The sequence below is a fragment of the Pantoea sp. PNA 14-12 genome, from assembly GCF_004364735.1.
GTDB lineage: Bacteria > Pseudomonadota > Gammaproteobacteria > Enterobacterales > Enterobacteriaceae > Pantoea > Pantoea stewartii.
The window spans coordinates 209,822-229,034 of sequence record NZ_SOAJ01000005.1 but is presented as its reverse complement, the minus strand read 5'-3'; the positions used below and the strand labels follow the sequence as shown (position 1 = coordinate 229,034).

Sequence of the window (19,213 nt, the reverse complement as noted above, 5' to 3'; positions counted from 1 at the left end):
TTATTCTCCCCCGGGCTGATAGTGCAGTTCGGCTTGCCGTCGCAGATATTCCAGGCCGGGCGCTATCGCCATCGCCCACGCCGTGAGGATCTCCTCATCACAGAGGGGATCCCGTTCACGTACAGTGCGCAGCATGGCTTCCCGCCAGAAGGCGAAAAAGCGTGGCGGCAGGCGCAGACCATCCTGGGTTTGCCTGCGCGCCAGTTGCTCAAGAAAGTCCGGAACAAAAAGGGCACCATCGACGGTGAGCATGGCGAAGAAACTTTTATAGATCATCTGTCGACCTTCTTCGCTCGGGCGACGGGCGAAGTGTTGCTCCGTCTCTGGCGATCGGTGAATAAAAGCCTCGTAAAACGCCAGGAAAAAGTCTTTTTTGTTCGTCTCTGACAAGACACGGCTCACGCTGGCCTCAAAGAGATCACGATAAAATTTCATGGTGCTGACCTCCCTTTTCTTTCACCCGGCAGACACAGGCCGGGAGGATTGAATTCGTCTGCCAGACGGTGAGTGAAGTAGCTGTTATCAGTATCAAAATGATTATCAAATAACGGCCCGCCGTTATGTTTGTAGAAGAGCGACTCAAGGACCATGGCATTAGTGGATAGCGTGATCATCGGGTTGATATCTCCCGTCGCTTCAACACGGCCCTCAAACCAGCCACGTTGTGGACTGTTAAGGTGCTTCGTTACTGCCATAAGTACATCGGTATAGTCGTTTTTCCACAGCGTCCAGAGGATAAAAACCGCCTTCGTAGACACCTGTGACAGCTGGCGGTAATCGCGGCCATCATCGCCCAACGTGTTCCAGGCGTAACCATTTCCCCAGACGGTGTCCTCAAGATGCCAGGGCGCATGTGACAGCGAAAAATCGGCTCGCGCAGTCAGGAGCTTGTCACGCTCCCAGCGCGACTTCTGACTGAGCCAGATGCCTTCCGCTCGCGTACGCATTAATTTTTGGACATCGGGTGGCACGCCAGGAGGCTGCCATCCGAACTCCAGCCCGGGCAACATGGCAGGTAACGTAGTGAGTAATGACGGTTGCCAGGTCGTACGCGGATCGCGCGCGTCAACGCTAAGGCTGCGCTGATAAACAATGACGTTTCTTGCGGGTGGCGTGAATGCTTTACCTGCCGGGAATCCCCATAGCCGAAAAGCACTGGCGGCATATTCGCTTTCACCCAGACGGAGTTCTTCACGCACGACAGGTTGGCCGTTCTGCACTGAGGCGGACCATAATTCCCCCTCTTTATTGATAACAGAGCAGAAATTCCAGCGCAGGATGATTTTGTCCAGATACTCACGATAGTGCGGTGCACGTTCGGCGGTAAGCCGTAAAGCAAGCATCAGCCTTGCCATATCTTTTGCCGACCAGCCGCTGCTGATGGATTTGCCTGTGTAATCTATTGGCATCGCCGTCTGGCTCGAATAGAGCCTGCCGGGTGTACGCGTGTTGGTCAACGCAAGGCGATTGAGTGTGCCAAGCAGGCGGCTTATCCGGGCATCAAACTCATCTTCCGGCACCAGACCCAACTCCCTGGCGGACAGAAGCGCGATTAACGTATCTCCCATCTGCCAGAGCGTGACGCGCGGCTGTTTATCGCTGCCATTGACCAGGCCGGTTTGCAGCTGCGTATTATTCTGGAAATAGCGCCATGCAATGGCCGCCCACTCCCGTTCCTGCGGCGTCAGGCTATCAATGCGAGCGGAGGTATGCCAGCCGCCTTTCGTCAGCCAGCGCCATCCCGCGCCTTCGCGACTGAACAACGCCAGTGCGATCACCAGTACGATGATTCCCGCTGCGACCAGCCTGTAGATCAGGGTTTTAAGCATTGCGCAGTCACCGGCGGCAATTTAATGGGCTCGTCCGTCTTGCAGGATGCACACTGACACGCCTGGCAGGCAGGTTTGGTGCGCTGCGCTGTCCCGGTCTGCTCGCACCAGCTTCTGTTGGCGGCCGTGTCGCTCAGGAAGGGGCGATTGCGTCGGGTATTATTTTCTTCAAACTGATCGAGAAGCTTCTGGTTCCAGAGCGAGGGGGCGAACTGACTATTTTTTGGGTTGTCGCTATTAAACTGCAACAGTTTGCCTTCTTTTTTAAATAACAACGCTTCAAGCATGATGCCGTTATTGTTGGCGGTGAACTCCTTAATGGGGCCATCGCCGTTTTCATATAAACCCTCGTAGTAGCCTTTGCCTTCCTCATTAGCGTTTTCAATGGCATTCAGCAATCTGTCGGTATAGGGCGAGCTCCAGAGCACCCACATACCGAGTGCGGCTTTAAGTGATACGGCCGCACTATTTGGTACAAACTGTCCTTTATCCGTAATCGTGTTCCAGTTATAGCCATCACTAAATATGGTGTCATAAACAAAGTAGGGAGCTTTATCGAGCTGGTGCTCAGAGCGCGCGGTCAGAATGCCGGTGATTGCATAGCGGTTTTCCTGCGCCTGATAAACCCGATCGGCAAAATTTTTCATCCACGGATGGGAATAATTGCGTGGGCTGTTATCTCTGTCGGTCGCTTTATCAAAACCAAACTCCAGACCATACAGAAGATAGGACTCGGTCACGACATAGTTATGTTGTGACGTATCTCGCGGGTCGCGCGAGTCATAAGGCACCAGCACACAGTAAATTTCTGCCAGCTCATAAGGCTGTGGCCGGCTGGCCTGGCAGGTATTGAATCCCCAGAGCTGGAAACCCGCAGCGCTGTATTCCTCATAGCCCAGTCGACCTTCCTGAACATATTTAGGCTGGCCATTTTCCAGATAAGCACCGTACAGGGTGCCACAGGGATCAACGGCATGGCTGAAGTCCCAGCCAAGCACGACATTATCGATACCGTTGCTGTATTCCGGATAACGCTCTTTAATCACTTTAAGCCATACCAGCATTCTGCCGATATCCAGCGCCGAAAAACCAATCTCTCCAGGTTGGTTTCGGTAGTCCACTTTTTGTCCGCTGATCGTGTTATAGGCTTTATTGGGCAATTCATTTCTGAACAGCACCAGCGTGTTCAGGGTCGCGAGAAATTTCAACATACGTCGATCAAACTCGGCTTTATCAATAATGCCTAACTCACGCGCCGCCGTCAGAGCAGCCAGATAAGACGCGCTGTCCCACATTGTCGTGGAAGGATATTTGTTGACTGCGTTCACCAGCCCAGTACTGGGCTGGTAGTTAGCGACAAAATATTGCCAGGCATTTTTGGCAATGGTCATTTCACGTGGTGTCAGCTCACCACTTCGGGGAGTAAATTCTGATGCCGGTAGTCCCGGCGCTGCCTGCGCTGTCGCCAGCGCGAGCCAGCATGCCATGAGCCCGGCTAATACGGGGAAAAAAAGGATACATTTCCGCTTCATGGCGTAGCTCCTGCTGAAGACGTAAGAGAAGGGGGCGCGCTAAGGCAGGCCAGACAAAGCATCTGTCCCTGAACGATATAGGCGAGGCTCTCCAGGACCACGGCATTGGTATCTGCATCAATAACCGTGTTGATGCTGCCGTCCAAATTTAGTCCGCGCTGCCAGCCTTTACCGGGCACCTGTAAAGGTTGTACCTGCTGGCGCAGCGCCTCACTCCAGCGGTTTCGAAACAGGGCATACCATGCAAAGGCAGAACGTGTGGAAGTGATGGCCGTTTGTTCGGGTGCCTCATCACGCAGATCACGATTTTGGACAGGCTGCCGATCTGGCAGATCGTTGGCATAATCTGGTGCGGGTTCGGCATAATCGGTACTGATGGGCGGTTTACTGACGCGCAGGCTGTGACGGCGCTGCTGAATTTGCATAATGCGCCAGGCGATCTCCGCGCTTTGCGCATCAAAACCCATTTCAAGTCCGGTCAACAGGTAAGGCAGGCTGATCAGTGAGGGCTGCCGTCCCCAGGGCGTGCGTAATCCTTCGTCAGGCACCATGATGCCATCGATATCAATCATTTGCTGACGCTCCGGTGGGTTCGTCACCGCCAGTCCGGCGACGCTGTCGATAAGGCGAAGCGTATGGCTGGCATACAGGCGATAGCCAAAACTGTTTTTGGGTTCATCTGTTGCCAGCGCCCACTGGTGTAACGCTACCGCAGCCTGACTGGCCGAGTTCTTTACAATCAGCGCACCGACGTTCCACTGATTAAACAGGTCGCGCACGGCGGTTGCATGTTGGGGATAACGCCACACTAACGTTTGCAGGGCGTTAAGCAGGCGTCCCATACCGATTGCGGAAGACTCCTGTTTTCCCAGCAGCTTCAGAGTATCTGCATGATAATAGGCCGCTGGCAGACCGTCAGGCGTGAGCGGGATTTGGCTAAGCGTCAGCAGTGCAGCAGCAATCCGCTCATCAAACTCGTCGGTTGTCAGGACATTAAGTTGCTTTGCGGCTGTGACAGCAAACAGATAACTACCAATGCTCCACAGGCTGAACCAGGGTTCACCGTCGTTCGCGTTAGCCAGACCGTTTGGCTGTGTATTATTGACATAATATTGCCAGGCCACCCGTGCCCAAATTGCCTCTTCAAAGGTCAACTCTCGTGGGGTCGGCAGGGGAGGGAAATCCTCACTTAACGCGACCTCCGTACTGCTTTCTACGCGTGTCGGCATCTGTTTTTCTACCCAGACGACAATAGCAAACCCGATCAGAAAACCGAGCAGGATGGTGAGATAACTTCGGGCAGAAAGCAGCGCATCTCTCGTCCTCATTGCCTCGTCTCCTTCTCGTCGGCGGGCGTCCAGATTGCGGCTAAAATCAAGGGCAACATGGCGGCTATGTTGACGGCCCCCCAGAAGATGTTGATGACATAGCCTGAAGGGTCATCGACCTGACCGCGTGCAACCTGAATCCCTCCCCATATAAGCCCGGCAAGGGTCAGTACCACAACGGCGATTTGCGGTTTGACGAGATACAGAAAACGGCCTGTCTGTCTTTCCTTTGGCGTAACATGAAATTTTATCTGCTCACCACGAAGTACCGTGCCCAACGCGCGCAGGTTCATGGAGAAAAAAGAAAGATATGAGGCCCTGCCGTCCCAGGCAGAGATCCCCCATGTCCCGAACATAAATGCGAGTTCCGACACAATGAAAAAAGGCAAAAAATGCAGGTAAAAGGGCGTTGACCAGGCCGATACGGGCGGAATGCCGGTGAACAGGTAGATTATGGGTGAAAAGAGAAAAACGGTGTTCCAGATGCAGGCCAGATACGACCAGAAAGTGGTGCCATACATAAGCGTTTGCGGCAAAGAAAGCCTGAAGCGGCGGCGACTGAAAATATTGTCATGAAACAGGATGTCCAGCGAACCCGCAGCATATTTAAAACGCTGAATCATCCATGTCAGCATATCCTGGGGAGACAACATCTTGGATTCAACACGCGGGTGCATGACAGAGCGCCAGCGCCGGCCCGCATCGCCGTGAAGCAGGATGGACGTATAAATGTCTTCTGAGACGTGAAACTTATAGGGTGTGAGTTCTGTGTCAAACGCAACGTGAGGGCGCATGGCGTCACGCAATGCTTCACGCGTGGCAGCATCATGAATGTCGCGCGTGTGACGATCAATTTCTTCTTCCACCGTCCAGACATAGCTCCGCAAGGCTGCCTGCATCACCGCTTCTCGTCGATGTACAGAAGCCGCACCGCAGCAAAATGCCGCATTTGCCCAGTTACGCCGACGTAAAATCACGTCGTAAAACATGCGTGGATCGTTAAAAAACGGATCTCGCCCAATCGTGACCGGCCCGACAAATTTCTGTGTCAGCCAGCCAAGACCATATCCCACCTTGCCCGCTTTTCGTTGCAGCCAGTTTGACAGGTTTTCCCCTTCAGGGAGATCGTAAAACCATTGAGGTGTCTGGACCCACGCCACATCTGGATCGCGAAAATAGCCCAATGTGTGGCTGAGCAACGTGGGGAAGACTCTCGTATCAGCATCGCAAATAACCAGGAAATCACCCTCCGTGTTTTCCAGCCCGTTACGGAGGTTTCCGGCCTTGTAGCCAATATTGGTCTGACGGGTAATGTAGTTGACGCCTTCCTCATCGCATACCGCTTTCATTTCCGGACGCCGGCCATCGTCGAGCACGTGTATTTGATAGTGAAGCGGGAAGGGGTATTGCATTTTCAGAGCGTCACGAACAGACAGCCTGACGAGTTCAACGTCTTCAGAATAGGTCGCGATAAACAGATCGACTTTGAGCGGTCTTTTCTCAACCTGTTCCTCTGCAAGCAGGCAATCGTTAATTTGCTCTGGGGGACGGTTTGGCAGCGGGTCTTCTTCTTTCCAGAGATTGATCGTAAATAATATCGTTCCAATCCAGGCAAACGTTTCTGCCAATACCAACGGAATCGAATACCACAGCGCGTAAATATTAAGCGAGGCGGCCCAGCGCCAGTAAATATAATTTGCGCCGAGAATTAACGCGGCGACCGCTAAAACCTGCCAGGTCAGTATCACCCAGGTCGGTGTGCTGAGGGGCTCCGGTGGTTTGCGATTTTCAAAACGGGAAAAGTAAAAATCCATAGCAAAGGATATCCTGATTCCGCAACAGGGATGAAATAAAGCCATCCTGCAGGCAGCGCTCAGCCTGCCCGAGAAAATAACGTCTAATAAAACAAAAAGTAAAACAAGTGTAGATAGCACAAAAAAAAGTGTCCAGAAAACTAAAAAATTATGAAGCGAGATCTGTTTTTTCGTTATTAGTCCCGGCTTATCCTCATTGCACCTAATTACTTGCCATAAAGCCCGCCTTAGGCTATCAAATATTTAACCAGATGTTTTTCAGTCAGGAATAAAACCTCATCATGAGCCAGGTCGTGCAAGCGGTGAAGCAGAAATCATTCTGCAAATCAGCCACATGGCGCTATAGCGCAGCGGGAAGCCGCGATTTAAGAATTGATTTCATGCGCGGCATTGCATTGGTGATGATGGTTGTAGCCCATACAGAAATAATGTCCCTGTTCAACATATTCACCTGGGAGAGATTCGGTTTAGTAACCGGAGCGGAAGGGTTTGTTATTTTATCCGGTTTTATGCTAGGTATGCTTAGTCGTGCCAGACTGCAAAAGGTGGTTTGGCTCACAGTGTCCTGGGGACTTTATCTTCGCGCATGGAAGATATACCGGGTAAATATCCTTATCATCCTGTCATTTTTGCTGTTAGGGTATTTGCCTTTTATCAATGTTTTTGAGGTGACGCATTTCACCGATCGCTTTTCAGGCACCCACTGGTCACTCTATCCGGTCACACCACAAATAAAAGAGACCTGGTTTAACATTGTTTTCTATTTACAAATCGGCCCTCATCAGACGCAAATCCTTGGCCTCTATATATGCCTCCTGCTGGTCAGTCCGTTTTATTTAGCCATGCTGCAAAAGGGAAAAGTTTACGGGTTATTGGGTCTTTCGTTACTGATCTACTGCTACTGGCAACGCTGGCCTGTACGCGTGACAACGGCGGAGTTCGAATTCGCTTTTCCGCTGTTAGCCTGGCAATTCATTTTTGTACTGGGGATGTGCAGTGGCTGGTATAAAGACGAACTGCTCTCTTTTGCACATACACCGCCGGGCAAATTGACCGTGGCGGCACTTGTCGTAGTGGCGTTAGTTATGGGGTTTGTTGCACAAAATCATACCAACCCTTTTATGCCGTCCGATCTGTTGATGCACATCATTCCTGCAGCAGATTTTGATACGTTCTACCATACGTGGGCGGCAAAAAATGGGCTGGGTCCCGTCAGGGTCGTCAACGATATCTGCCTGATGGTAACGGTCTATCTGCTTCTGACATGGTGCTGGCAGCCGGTATATCGCTTTGCAGGCTGGTTTCTTATTCCACTGGGCCAGCACTCGCTTTATACCTTTATTTTGCATGTCTATGTTGTGCTCGCAGTCAGCCAGTTTGTGTCGTTTGATTTATGGCGTCACGCATGGTTAGAAAACACGCTTATTCATGCGGCTGCGCTGGGCACGCTGTGGCTGATGGCAAAATATAACGTTGCTGCACGCTGGATACCTAACTAAGGAAGGGCAGATGAATAAGAAATATCTCTTGATCTGCGCGTTATTCAGTGCCGCGACGGAAAGTGGGGCGGCACAAACGGACGATACATTACCGTTGCGGGATAAGAACGATGAGCCGATACAGGCGGGCGTGTACACCAGTCGCTGGGGACGACTTTTTTCTGGTAATGAGAAAGCATTTTCTGGTGCCCTGAGTTTTAGTTCGGGTTTGAAAGAGCAGTGGATGACTATCCCTAACCGCAAAGACAGCGCGGAACAGAAGAAAAAAATCAATCAAACCGTAAATCTGAGCCTGCAGTATTCCCCTTATAGTTTCTGGTTTGCCAATATCACATCACGTTTGCCTGTCAGCGATACCAGCCGTTATACGGCAGACTATCGCTACAGTTTTGGTTACGATGACTGGCACGCGAATACGCTCAGTCTGGTTTACAGCAATTATGGTGATAACCACTTCTGGACCTCGGGTGGTCGTCGGCATACCTATTTTGAGCAGGGAGCCATTACGCTGGCCTATAAATTCTCCTTGCCGAAGCCGGTCGAAAATGCGCTGTTGATTAATAAAGGCGACGCTATCATTTGCCAGGCAGGCTACAGCTGGGTCCCCCGCTATTACGACTTAAGCAGCAACGATATTCGCCAAAATAAAAACGTCTTGTTAGGCGGATGCGGTTATACGTTTAAACAACATTTCTTCGTGCGTGTAACGGCATTTTGGTTTCCGGATAAGAGTCAGCAGCAACCGTGGAACGGTGATTACAGTTATAGCTTCGGCTACGCAGGCTACACACCAGGATCGTTTTCAATACAGTATGCGAACTATTCCGGAACACGTTATCCCGGCCATCAGAGCGGTAGCGGAAAATTTCGTGAAGGCACGATCAGCCTGATTTGGTTCTTACCGATTTAGGGGGCATCATGTCGATACCGCACGTTCTGATCGTGGAGGATTCACTGGTTTATCGTCGCCTGTTATCACGCATGCTGACCCAGTGGGGCTATCGGGTTAGCGAGGCTGAAAATGGCATAGTCGCGCTGTCCATCCTTGAAACTCAACCGGTGAGCATGGTGATTAGCGACTGGGAAATGCCGGAGATGGACGGTCTGACGCTTTGCCGGGAGATACGTGGTCGTCAGCTTGGTCACTATATCTATTTCATTCTGCTCACCGCACGCGAAAATCCTAACGATCTGACGCAGGGGTTTGATGCCGGTGTGGATGATTTTCTGAGCAAACCTGTCGAGCAATCCGAACTGCGGGCACGGTTGCATGCCGGCACGCGCATTCTGTCTCTGGAGGCGACGTTAGCCGCGCGTAATACTCATCTCAGTGAGGCGCTGCGTCAAATTGAGCAGGACCTTGAAGTCGCCGCACGGATTCAACACTCCGTCCTCCCGGCACATCAGCAGTGTTACGGTGACTACTTTTCCGACTGGCTGTTTTTACCGTCCGCCTGGGTTTCAGGCGATATTTTTAACGTTTTTCCGCTTGATAATCATCTGGGTTTTTATTGCGTGGATGTATCAGGTCATGGCGTCGGTGCAGCGATGATGTCGCTCGCCGTCGCCCGGCAGTTTCTTCACGGCAGGACGGTAGAGCGTTTTCTTTTAGATGGCGACAAGGGTGTCGTTTCCCCGGCGGAGGTCGTGCGCATTCTGAATGAACGCTTTTGTAGTGATGAGGCGGAAATTGTCAGTTACTTCACCCTGATTTATGGCGTGATCAACCTGACTAGTGGCGAAGGACGGTTATGTCAGGCCGGGCATCCTACGCCTTTCATTGTAACGCCCCACGGGCAAATCAGAACGGTCGGCGAGGGTGGCGCACCGGTGGGCTTAATGCCCCATCTCTCCTGGACCGACGTCTCCTTTACCCTTGCGCCAGGTGAACGACTCTGTCTGTTCAGTGACGGCATTACTGAGTGCGAAAACCTGGCCGGAGAGCAGTTTGGTCAGGAACGCCTGCAGACATGCATACAGGACAGCATTGCGCAGGCACCTGATGACCTTCTGCAACAATTCGGCCAACATCTCATCCGTTGGCGCAATGGTGAAAACACAGAACAACATGCGATGGCCGATGATGTATCGCTTTTAATCATTGAGCATCAAGGAGAAAACTTATGAACATGGGTACAGAACGGCAGCCTGAAGTGAATATCCTTACACCCGCAGTGCGCAGGCTGGACGCATCGGTAGCCGCAGCCTTTAAAGAAGCGGTTTCGCGGGAAATTGGTGAGGATAAAAAAGCCCTCATTGTGGATTTTAGCAAAATTGACTTTATCGATAGCAGTGGACTGGGAACGCTGGTTTCGTTGCTTAAGTTAATGAACGGAAAAGGGGAAATGACATTATGTGCATTGAATGCCAATATCCAGAAGATGTTCACACTCACCAGAATGGATCGCATTTTCCGGATCTGTCCGGACCGCTCCGCGGCACTTGCGCAGTTAAATAAGTGAGATGTCAGTGAACAGCGATATTACGCTTCCCGCTACGCTGGCCTCGCTCGCTCGCCTGGCAGAATGGCTTGCGGAAAAGATGGAAGCGTTACCCGTCAATGATGAGTGGCGGTTCTCACTCGATCTCGCCGCGTGTGAGACAGCAACCAATATCATTCGTCATGCGCTAAATGAAGACAGTCACCGCCGGTTTACAGTGGAATTTATTGCGTCAGACATCAGCATTACGCTTCGCTTTATGGACGAGGGGAGTGTATTTCCCGCTGAACGCCTCCAGGCGGCACGTTGTGATGCTTTTTCTGACCAGACAATAACCCAGGAAAGCGGCAGAGGGCTGAAATTGATTTTGTGGTATGTGGATAAATTCCGGATCGAATACTCGGCGGGCAAAAATATTACTTTGCTGGAAAAGTCGTTGGTATGTTAGTGCCGCATGCTGGGTTATGAGCGAATGTACTGGACTGATAAGCTGTTGCGCCGGGCGAACGCGGTGTTACCCTACGTATGTCCATGCTGCTAACAACAGACTCAACGACACGTTCTGAGCGGCACACGCACTCAACCTATGGCATCGCAGTTCTGTGATATTTTTTTGGACAGGCACTTATGCACCTGTCACACGGCGCCCACTTAGTCGTCAGTATGCGGTGGAACCGGCAGACCTAGCGCGCTTACCAGTTCATCGATACTGAGAGGAACGTCAAACCATTTGTCGTTCGACAGAACGACGCGGCAACCTTTTGAAAATTCTTCTTCACGGACCCATGCAATAAGCTCTTTCTGGATCATCCATGTTTTATTATTTCTGTCCCTGAGGGTCACCAGGTTAGTGGGTGAGCAGGAAACGCCGGTGGTTGTTTCTGAGGTGTGATATATGCTGGTGTCTAACATGCGGTGCTCCAGTCAAATGGCTAGCTTGAATCTTTTTTATTGTGTATGAGTAACCACGGCAGACGGACCATCAGGACGAGCTTTTTGCCGTCCCTCCGCTCTTGCCGCACAACGAGAGTTAAACCTGCACTTACATTAATCCGCTTCCTGCATTCGCCTTCCTTCCTGTCGCTGAAAGGTTTCAACAGAAAGCTATCCGCATCAGAAACGCGGACAAGTGGTCAGCTAATATATCGTCACCGTTTCGTTTTTCTTCACGGCTATCTGCTTTGGCCCGTCCAAGACGATAACAAAGTGGCCACTCATTCAGAAAGAGCCTGTTATCTGAGCAGACATTTTTCTCTGGGCCAGTGTGATTGTACATTCTGGGTTATAGGCAGTCTGACAAGCTGAACAACGCTTTTCGGGCGGGTCAAACCAGGCGCATCGTGAAAGCAGAGTACACCTAAAAATCGTTCCTTGCTGGTGTGTATCAGCAGTGTATACTTGTAACTCACACTTCGGAGGTGTACATGAAATACAGAACTAACGTCACCATTGATAAAGAAGCCTACGAGATATTTTCATCTGCGGGCTTAAACCTTTCTAAAATGGTTAACGAGCTTGTCACTACTGAGGCTCGCAGAATCCGGGCTGAACGCTGGAAAGAAGAAAACCGTGAAAGCATGAAAGCCTTCTCTGACTTTGTGGGAGAAGAGGGATCGCTTTCTGATATGTACAGGAACTGGTAGGGATGCAATTTGACGTTTACTCACACAAGAATGGTAAAAAATATCCTTATCTTGTTGAAGTACAAAGCTACCTGATAGACACACCAGGCCGTTTAATGGTCGCCCCCCTTGCTCTTCCGGGCGAGTTCGTGGGTTCAGGTGAACTTTATCCTGAGGTACTGGTTAACGGCAGCAAGTACCGCGTTGTGACAACCGACATTGCATCTGTCCCGGTGAAAGCGTTAGGGGATAAAGTGGGTGATGTCAGTCAGTATGAAGCAGCAATAAAAAACGCCATTTTCAGGCTTTTTTGGGGTTTCTGACAGGTTTTCTTAACCCACCGATGCCGGTCACCGGCAATGACGGGTCGGGTCGGACAGCCATGAATGTCGCATTCGCTGGCGGTTTTCGTTAGTCTGCCGCAAATAAACGTTCACGGCAGTAAACCTAAAACACAGCAACGCTATTCTGACCTTCATAAAAGCCAGGGATCACGTGATCAAGTTTGGGTCGTTCCAGAGACGAAATCCACCTTCGAATGCCAGCGTGTTGTCGCCTTTCCGGCAGTTGGGCGGAAGTGAATCAAGTTCACCTACGTTTCCGCCGCCTAAGACGACGTACTCAGGCTGTAACGCGGCGGTCAGCATCTCCACAACATCAAAAACACGCTCTTGCCATTTTTTGTTGCCCTTTTTTATCCGATAGGCTTCACCCACATAATGTTCATAGCTATTGCCCTTGCGATAAGGTAAGTGAGCAATCTCCATGGGCTGAGCGACATTCTCAACGATCATCGCAGCACCTAATCCCGTGCCAAGACCGAGAAAGAGCATGCGTCCGCCCTGATAGGAACCCAGCGCCTGCATCAGGGCGTCGTTGACGATACGAACAGGGCAATCGAATGCGCCCGCATAGTCAAATCCCACCCAGCCCTCACCGAGGTTGGCGGGTTCCCGAAGCGGTTTGTTGTGCGCGACCGGACCGGGATATCCCATTGCAATCACATCGTAGGTCATGCCTTCAGCCAGGCTCTTAACCACAGCAACCATTTCAGCCGCAGACATTGTTTTTCCACTGTCCGCCTTCTTTTTCACCCCGCCAGCGCTGGAGAGGATTTTTACATGGCTTCCGCCGATGTCGATGGCCAGAACGATTTGATCTTTTTTCTTTTTAGGTTGCCGCGTCATTGATAGTGCTCCATAACTCAATCGGGATCGACCCAGCCGCCGGGGGGCGCAAAGTCTGCCATCGTAGCCGGCCCCCAGGTTCCGGGCTTGTAGGAAAGGGGGACGGTTTTCCTATCCAGTACTGGCTCAACGATCTTCCAGGCCAGTTCCGCCGCGTCTTGTCGGGTAAAAAGCTGACGATCGCCAGCCATCGCATCGCCTATCAGCCGCTCATAGGGCGCCATATCGCCGATGCCATCGTCAAGCGCCGTTAGCTCAACGGCTTCACCTCGCATCTTTTCGCCAGCCGCCTTGCGTCGCGCCCCAATGCCGATCGTAATATCCGGACCAAGGCGAAAGCGGATATAGTTAGCGGCCTCGTTGGCAATGTCATCGAAAAGTGTAACGGGTGGTCGCCGGAAGCGCACGATCACTTCCGTCGCATGCGCAGGCAGATTTTTGCCGGCACGGATAAAAAAGGGAACACCACTCCAGCGCCATGTCGCAATCCGGAAACGAACCGCAGCGAACGTCTCTGTCGAAGAGGAAGGGTTGACACCGGGTTCATCGGTATAGCCTGCAAACTGTCCACGAACCACATCATCGTCCGACAGGGGGGGAATGGCCTTCAGCACCTGAACTTTCTCATCAACCAGATCGTCGGACGCGCCGGAGGCGGGAGGTTCCATAGTCAGCAACAGAAGCACATTCACCAGGTGATTTTGGATCACATCGCGGAGGCAGCCAACTTCATCATAAAATTTGCCGCGTCCTTTAATACCAAAGTCCTCGGCCATAGTAATCTGAACGCTTTCGATATGATCGCGATTCCATATTGGTTCGAGGAAGCTGTTGGCAAAGCGAAAGTAAAGGAGATTTTGGATGGCTTCCTTCCCCAAAAAGTGATCGATACGGAAAATCGCGTCCTCATCGAAAACGTTGTGAAGCACGTTGTTCAGCTGTTTTGCCGACGCGAGATCGCGGCCGAACGGCTTTTCCACCATCAGGCGGGCGCCTTTCGCGATACCCGCCTCTTGCAAACCTGTGACGACCGTTTCAAACAGCGACGGGGGTATAGCCAGGTAATAGAGCGGGTGATGATGGTCCCCCAGCGCATCGCGCAATCCATCGAATGTTGACTGAATGCGATAATCGCCGGAAACATAGGACAGCCTGTCCGCCAGCGCAGCAAAGACTGCCTCATCGAACTCATCGACGTGTTTTTCAACCGACTCTTTTGCACGCGCAATCAACTGGTCGTGCGTCCAGTCTTCAAACGCCACACCGATAATGGGCGTATTGAGCGTGTTACGCTTCACCATTGCATAGAGTGAAGGGAAGATCATTTTATAGGCAAGATCGCCCGTGACACCGAACACTACCAGTACGTCTGAACGTTGCTGTACCATCACTGTGTCCCTCCGCTTTAGCGGGTTTTTTCCAGATGGCCACCGAAGGCGTGCCGCATGGCTGAAAGAACTTTTTCAGCAAACAGAGCTTCACCACGAGAAGAGAAACGCCCGAAGAGAGCAGACGCGAGAACCGGCGCGGGAACGCCCGTTTCCACCGCTGTCTGCAGTGTCCAGCGGCCTTCACCAGAATCTGACACACGACCATCATAGTTTTTAAGATGCGGGTCCTGCTTCAACGCCTCGGCGGTCAAATCCAGCAGCCAGGAACCGATAACCGAGCCATGTCGCCATACCTCCGCAACGGCGGGAAGATTGATGTCAAAACGGTAATATTCAGGATGGGACAGAGGCGCGGTTTCCGCATCTGCCTCCCGTTCGCCGTTTCCGGCATTGGCGGCTTTCAGTATATTCAGGCCTTCGGCATAGGCGGCCATCACACCATATTCAATGCCATTATGTACCATCTTGACGAAGTGTCCGGCGCCCGCCGGCCCACAATGAAGATAGCCTCTCGGCGCTGTGCCTACGACCGCATCTTCCTCAATGTGCTGACCGGCACCAGGCGCGAGCGACGCAAAAATCGGATCCAGACGCTTCACAGCCGCCTGCGGGCCACCGATCATAAGGGAATAGCCACGTTCCAGGCCCCACACGCCACCCGATGTACCGACGTCGATATAGTCGATCCCAAGGGGGGAAAATTCTCCAGAGAGATCGATCGCTTCACGATAAAAGGAGTTGCCCCCGTCAATGATGGCGTCGCCTTTATTCAGCTTTGATGCGAAATCCCGCGCAATCTTCGGTGTGATCGCGGCAGGCAGCATGAGCCAGACCGCGCGCGGCGCCGCCAGTTTAGCAATAAGATCGGCTGGCGACGACGCGCCGGTTGCCCCCTCTTTAACCAGTGCGTCAACGTTATCGGCGTTCACGTCGAAGACCACGCAATCATGGCCCTGTTTAAGAAGACGACGAACCATGTTTGCGCCCATACGGCCGAGTCCTACCATTCCAATCTGCATATCATTCCTCTCTGTCAATGCGCATTTGATTTTCCGGTTCATTCACAACCTGAACGGTGAAGTCGGTGTGTTCCCAGTTTTCAACATCAGGCCAGTAGAAGGTGAAGACAACGCGGGTTCCTGCGTCCTCATGCTGTAAAGGCAGGTCCACATAGTATGTGCCAAGTCCGGAAGGGATCGCCGGACTGTCAGAGACGGTCGCCCAGTTATCTGTGCTCCAGTGCACCAGTGCGTTTGCTTCCGTTTCCAGCCTCAGTTGCTTCCCGACAGGAACAGAAGACAGGCGGTTGTTAAAGCGCCATATGCGCAAGTGCGATGCGGTTTTATTCCGGATATAGCGCTCGACGCCCTGCGGTGGCATATCGAAGACCGCGCCATCGCGGAGCGACCGCACGAGTTTAATATGCTCGGAATGCGCCCAGACAAGTGGCATGGCGCTCCCGGCTGGCTGGCCGAAGAACAGCTCCCTTTCAGGAATATCGGGCCCGTCCCAGGTCTGTTCCGGTAACAACCCGCCCGGACCTGCCGACTTCTCCAGCGTGGATAAGAGCGCCTCCGCGACCTCGCGCCTGCCCGCTGCCAGCTCGTAATGCGCGCGTTCGCCCGCCAGCAAGGGCCAGGGACGTCCCTGGCCAATACCATCGAACGGCGCGCCGTCTTCGTGCTCACCATAGCCATCGCCGGTATACCGATACCATAGTGGCCCCTGAGGGAGTTCGACACGCAGACTGTGGTCGATTGCTTTTACCGTATCCACGATGTGCGGGTCGTCGGCGGCGCGCAGACCAAAACGCACCAATGCCAGAGCATCCGGACTCAGCACATCGGTGGTTGACAGAATCGCCCGATCCGGCGTCTGGTTGCGGATCTCGGTTTCGCCGGATGCGCTTGCTTCATCCGTTGCGCCGGGGGGAGCGATGCGGACGTAGTGACCGGCAATACCAACCGATGCGCAAAAATCGGGCTCTCCGGCAAAGGTCCATTTTTCAATCTGCTCATTCCAGCAGTCGGCGGTTTCGCGCAGATGGTTTGCAGCCACCTCATCGCCGTCTAGCGAAAGCAGGTCCGCGGCGGCAAGAAGGGCGGAGACTTCGACCGCCAGGGTAAACGGGCTGTAGCCCGCGTCTTCTTCCCAACGATCCTCGCCGGTCGCCGGGCCGTTGGTCAAAATATAGCGGGCCGCACCGCGCAGCATGGGCATAATGTGTTTCAGCGCTTTTTTATCGAGATGACCAAGTCGGTGCAGCATATCGGCTAGCAGAACAGGGAAGGCACACTCATCCATCTGGATACCTGACCAGTATGGTTTTCCATCGAGCCACAGGTTCTGTGGCCAGCGCCCGGAGGGCTCCTGAACGCGTCGGAGATAATCCAGTATGGCGAGTGCTTCGTTGGCATCGCCAGCTGCCAGGAATCCCCCAGCCGTTTCGACCAGGTCACGCGGCCAGACCAGATGATAGCCTCCCAGATCGTCATCGCCCCTCGAAAACCCCCACGGAATCGTCAGGCTCGCGACAACGGCACCGGGGCAATCGGCTGCTTTATGCGAGGCCAGAACTGCGGTTGACACCCGGTATGTATTCACACCGTTCCGCTCGGGTTGATCGAGTGGAATGAGCGTGTTCTGCCATGCTTGCCAGTTACTGATGTAGTGCTTGCGGGCTTTGCCAAAGCCTGCTTTCAGACTGGCGGTTGCCGCCGCTGCGGCTTCGGATTCCGTCTGGCCGAACCCGATTGCCAGCGTGGCTTCACGGCAGGCACTTGTGAATGCCAGCTCACCGGCAAGGGCGACATTGCCATCGTCCGCGCGCTGATACGAGTTCGCGATGCGCCCGTATTTTTTCAGCTGTTGCCAGCCGTCTGACGTGCCGACAAAGCCCACGCTCATTGCCGTCCAGGGTATATCGCAGACGAGCGCTAAGTAACGAGAGCGACCCGTGGCGAAAAGCACGGGCCTGTCTTCAAATTCACTGATCCATGCGGTGTTCATTTGCCCGGCGTTCACCAGATGGGGAGCGAGCAGGGCGGTGATCTTGTAATCCGCAACATCCCCCTTTAGCGCGGTGAAACGGATGCGTTGCAGGACACAGTCACGGGCAGGATCGGTGATGATATCTTTTTCGAGCCGGTAGCGACCATCCCGGGCCGTGTTAACGATCGAAAAGGCCGGAATGCCTGGCGAGACCGTATGGGTTTCTGTCGAGCAATCGCGCTTTTCTTCTGAAAAATAACCTTCAGGGGCGGTGATGATGAACCCGAAATCGCGGGTGCAGGCGCTGTCAACGCGCGGATAATAAATTTCGTTGAGAATGCCGTGGCTTAAGGTGAACCAGACGCGGGAATCAGGTGAAAGGGCGGTGCCAATTCCGCTCTTGGCACTCGATGTCCAGCGGGCTTCACTCCCTGGCTTTCCCGGCGCTACGTCAATGATGGCGCGTTGTTGTTGGGCGTCCTCGCTTGCGCACGTTTGCAACGGTAGGGCGTCGCTGTCAGAATTTGACATATTCAGAATACCTTGGCTGTGTGCAGAAAAAATCTTAACCACGAAGATGCGGATAACATCCTGACTTATCGCGGGCAAGAGTGAAAAATTTCTATACCAAAGCAACTTGGTTAAACTTAAAATCTTATGATTTTAGTATCGAACCTAATAGGGTTATAGCCGCTGTAACATTTCCGGTCAACTCTCTGAAAAGTTTCAATACACTTGAAAGTGTAAAAAATAAAATTTTTTTAGCGGTTAAGGATAACGGCTGAGTTAATTATTATCCGGGCATGACGCTCTGGGGCCAACTGCATGGCAAACAACCAGTTTTTTTATTTGACGGCTTTTGCCAGGATATGGCTCCGGGAGAACGTTATACGGACATGACAGAATCTTTACGGGAGGATGGCTTGCTGTGTGCCTGTACAACCCCGACCTCAGTTTGCGTGGTGTTTTTATTTCGCTGAAGTTTGAGAATAACTGCGTAATCGCTTCCACATCAAATCCAGAGGCTGGAAATGTATTTTCACGCTCAGCATTCAGAGCGATTAAGAATGCGCAGCTTCAACATTGCAGAGACAGAATTTCGTGCATGAGCGTTGATGCCAGCTGCTAAATGATGCATCCTGACGTCAATATCATTCAGATCCACTAAGCGGGAAAGCCTGAAGCAATAATCGGGGAGGCAATGCATTCGGAACAGGGGAATAACGAATCACAAGAGCAGGGGAAATGCTGACTTGTGGCATCGTTAATCGTATACCTTACTATTAACCTATTTTGTACCAGAATCAGATGCTCCTTTAAAACATCAGCGTTATTCACCAAATTAATATTTTGGAAGGTTCAACAATTTTAACCTTTAAAAATTTAGCACTCAATAATGTTAATGCATACGACGAATAATATTGGCCTCTTAATTTTCACACTTTTAACGTACTCGAATTTGGTGGAACGCATGATGCACTTGCCTGTATATCACGCGTACACGGCGTGGGAAATTTTTACGACCTCCGCATATTTAAATCCCGTCCATGCCAATGCAATACCTGGTGTGACGCCTTAC

Annotated in this window: 17 protein-coding genes; 7 read left to right on the top strand and 10 right to left on the bottom strand. The window is 52.2% G+C overall.

Going from position 1 to position 19,213, the window contains the following annotated elements; translation table 11 throughout:
- From C7434_RS17775 to C7434_RS17755, 5 genes are read right to left on the bottom strand one after another with little or no spacing between them, the layout of a single operon-like run.
- Complete coding sequence (locus C7434_RS17775; RefSeq protein WP_033742509.1) at window positions 1-435, bottom strand: globin; 435 nt, start codon at window positions 433-435, stop codon at window positions 1-3.
- The gene (locus tag C7434_RS17770; protein WP_133745741.1) at window positions 432-1,829 is read right to left on the bottom strand and encodes a DUF3131 domain-containing protein; all 1,398 of its coding nucleotides are present in this window, start codon (window positions 1,827-1,829) and stop codon (window positions 432-434) included. Before C7434_RS17770 ends, C7434_RS17775 begins: the two co-directional genes overlap by 4 nt.
- Complete coding sequence (locus C7434_RS17765; RefSeq protein ID WP_044243148.1) at window positions 1,814-3,316, bottom strand: DUF3131 domain-containing protein; 1,503 nt, start codon at window positions 3,314-3,316, stop codon at window positions 1,814-1,816. The genes C7434_RS17770 and C7434_RS17765 overlap by 16 nt, the downstream gene beginning before the upstream one ends.
- A gap of 41 nt (window positions 3,317-3,357) precedes the next feature.
- On the bottom strand, window positions 3,358-4,689 hold the full coding sequence (locus tag C7434_RS17760) for a DUF3131 domain-containing protein (protein ID WP_133745739.1): 1,332 nt from the start codon (window positions 4,687-4,689) through the stop codon (window positions 3,358-3,360).
- A complete protein-coding gene (locus tag C7434_RS17755; protein WP_133745738.1) occupies window positions 4,686-6,503 on the bottom strand; it encodes a cellulose synthase catalytic subunit in 1,818 nt (605 codons plus the stop codon). Before C7434_RS17755 ends, C7434_RS17760 begins: the two co-directional genes overlap by 4 nt.
- A gap of 281 nt (window positions 6,504-6,784) precedes the next feature.
- On the opposite strand from C7434_RS17755, the gene opgC reads away from it, so the two are divergent.
- The 5 genes from opgC to C7434_RS17730 are packed head-to-tail and all read left to right on the top strand — an operon-like array spanning window position 6,785 to window position 10,891.
- Window positions 6,785-8,002 carry an OpgC domain-containing protein gene (gene opgC, locus C7434_RS17750; RefSeq protein ID WP_033742515.1) on the top strand — a complete coding sequence of 406 codons (1,218 nt, stop codon included), beginning with the start codon at window positions 6,785-6,787 and terminating at the stop codon, window positions 8,000-8,002.
- A gap of 10 nt (window positions 8,003-8,012) precedes the next feature.
- Entirely contained in the window at window positions 8,013-8,912 is a 900-nt protein-coding gene (locus C7434_RS17745; RefSeq protein ID WP_033742517.1) for a hypothetical protein, read from the top strand.
- Between the two features lie 8 nt (window positions 8,913-8,920).
- A complete protein-coding gene (locus C7434_RS17740; RefSeq protein WP_033742518.1) occupies window positions 8,921-10,129 on the top strand; it encodes a SpoIIE family protein phosphatase in 1,209 nt (402 codons plus the stop codon).
- Complete coding sequence (locus C7434_RS17735; protein WP_033742520.1) at window positions 10,126-10,464, top strand: STAS domain-containing protein; 339 nt, start codon at window positions 10,126-10,128, stop codon at window positions 10,462-10,464. The genes C7434_RS17740 and C7434_RS17735 overlap by 4 nt, the downstream gene beginning before the upstream one ends.
- A gap of 1 nt (window position 10,465) precedes the next feature.
- The gene (locus C7434_RS17730; protein ID WP_033742522.1) at window positions 10,466-10,891 is read left to right on the top strand and encodes an ATP-binding protein; all 426 of its coding nucleotides are present in this window, start codon (window positions 10,466-10,468) and stop codon (window positions 10,889-10,891) included.
- Between the two features lie 203 nt (window positions 10,892-11,094).
- On the opposite strand, the gene C7434_RS17725 is transcribed toward C7434_RS17730, so the two are convergent.
- Window positions 11,095-11,355, bottom strand: coding sequence for a hypothetical protein (locus C7434_RS17725; RefSeq protein ID WP_006121900.1), 261 nt, complete (start codon window positions 11,353-11,355; stop codon window positions 11,095-11,097).
- A gap of 512 nt (window positions 11,356-11,867) precedes the next feature.
- Between C7434_RS17725 and C7434_RS17720 the strand changes: the two genes are divergently transcribed.
- The gene (locus C7434_RS17720; protein ID WP_006121899.1) at window positions 11,868-12,086 is read left to right on the top strand and encodes a type II toxin-antitoxin system CcdA family antitoxin; all 219 of its coding nucleotides are present in this window, start codon (window positions 11,868-11,870) and stop codon (window positions 12,084-12,086) included.
- Window positions 12,087-12,088: 2 nt separating this feature from the next.
- A complete protein-coding gene (locus C7434_RS17715; RefSeq protein WP_006121898.1) occupies window positions 12,089-12,388 on the top strand; it encodes a CcdB family protein in 300 nt (99 codons plus the stop codon).
- A 168-nt stretch (window positions 12,389-12,556) separates the two neighbouring features.
- On the opposite strand, the gene C7434_RS17710 is transcribed toward C7434_RS17715, so the two are convergent.
- The 4 genes from C7434_RS17710 to C7434_RS17695 are packed head-to-tail and all read right to left on the bottom strand — an operon-like array spanning window position 12,557 to window position 18,165.
- Window positions 12,557-13,252 carry an ROK family protein gene (locus C7434_RS17710; protein WP_033742524.1) on the bottom strand — a complete coding sequence of 232 codons (696 nt, stop codon included), beginning with the start codon at window positions 13,250-13,252 and terminating at the stop codon, window positions 12,557-12,559.
- A 17-nt stretch (window positions 13,253-13,269) separates the two neighbouring features.
- Window positions 13,270-14,640: a glucose-6-phosphate dehydrogenase gene (gene zwf, locus C7434_RS17705; RefSeq protein ID WP_133745737.1), complete on the bottom strand. Its 1,371-nt coding sequence runs from the start codon at window positions 14,638-14,640 to the stop codon at window positions 13,270-13,272.
- Window positions 14,641-14,657: 17 nt separating this feature from the next.
- The gene (gene gnd / locus C7434_RS17700) at window positions 14,658-15,662 is read right to left on the bottom strand and encodes a phosphogluconate dehydrogenase (NAD(+)-dependent, decarboxylating) (protein ID WP_033742527.1); all 1,005 of its coding nucleotides are present in this window, start codon (window positions 15,660-15,662) and stop codon (window positions 14,658-14,660) included.
- A 1-nt stretch (window position 15,663) separates the two neighbouring features.
- Window positions 15,664-18,165 (bottom strand): glucan 1,4-alpha-glucosidase, encoded by a 2,502-nt coding sequence (locus tag C7434_RS17695; protein ID WP_110268553.1) that lies wholly within the window; start codon window positions 18,163-18,165, stop codon window positions 15,664-15,666.
- Window positions 18,166-19,213: the final 1,048 nt, after the last annotated feature.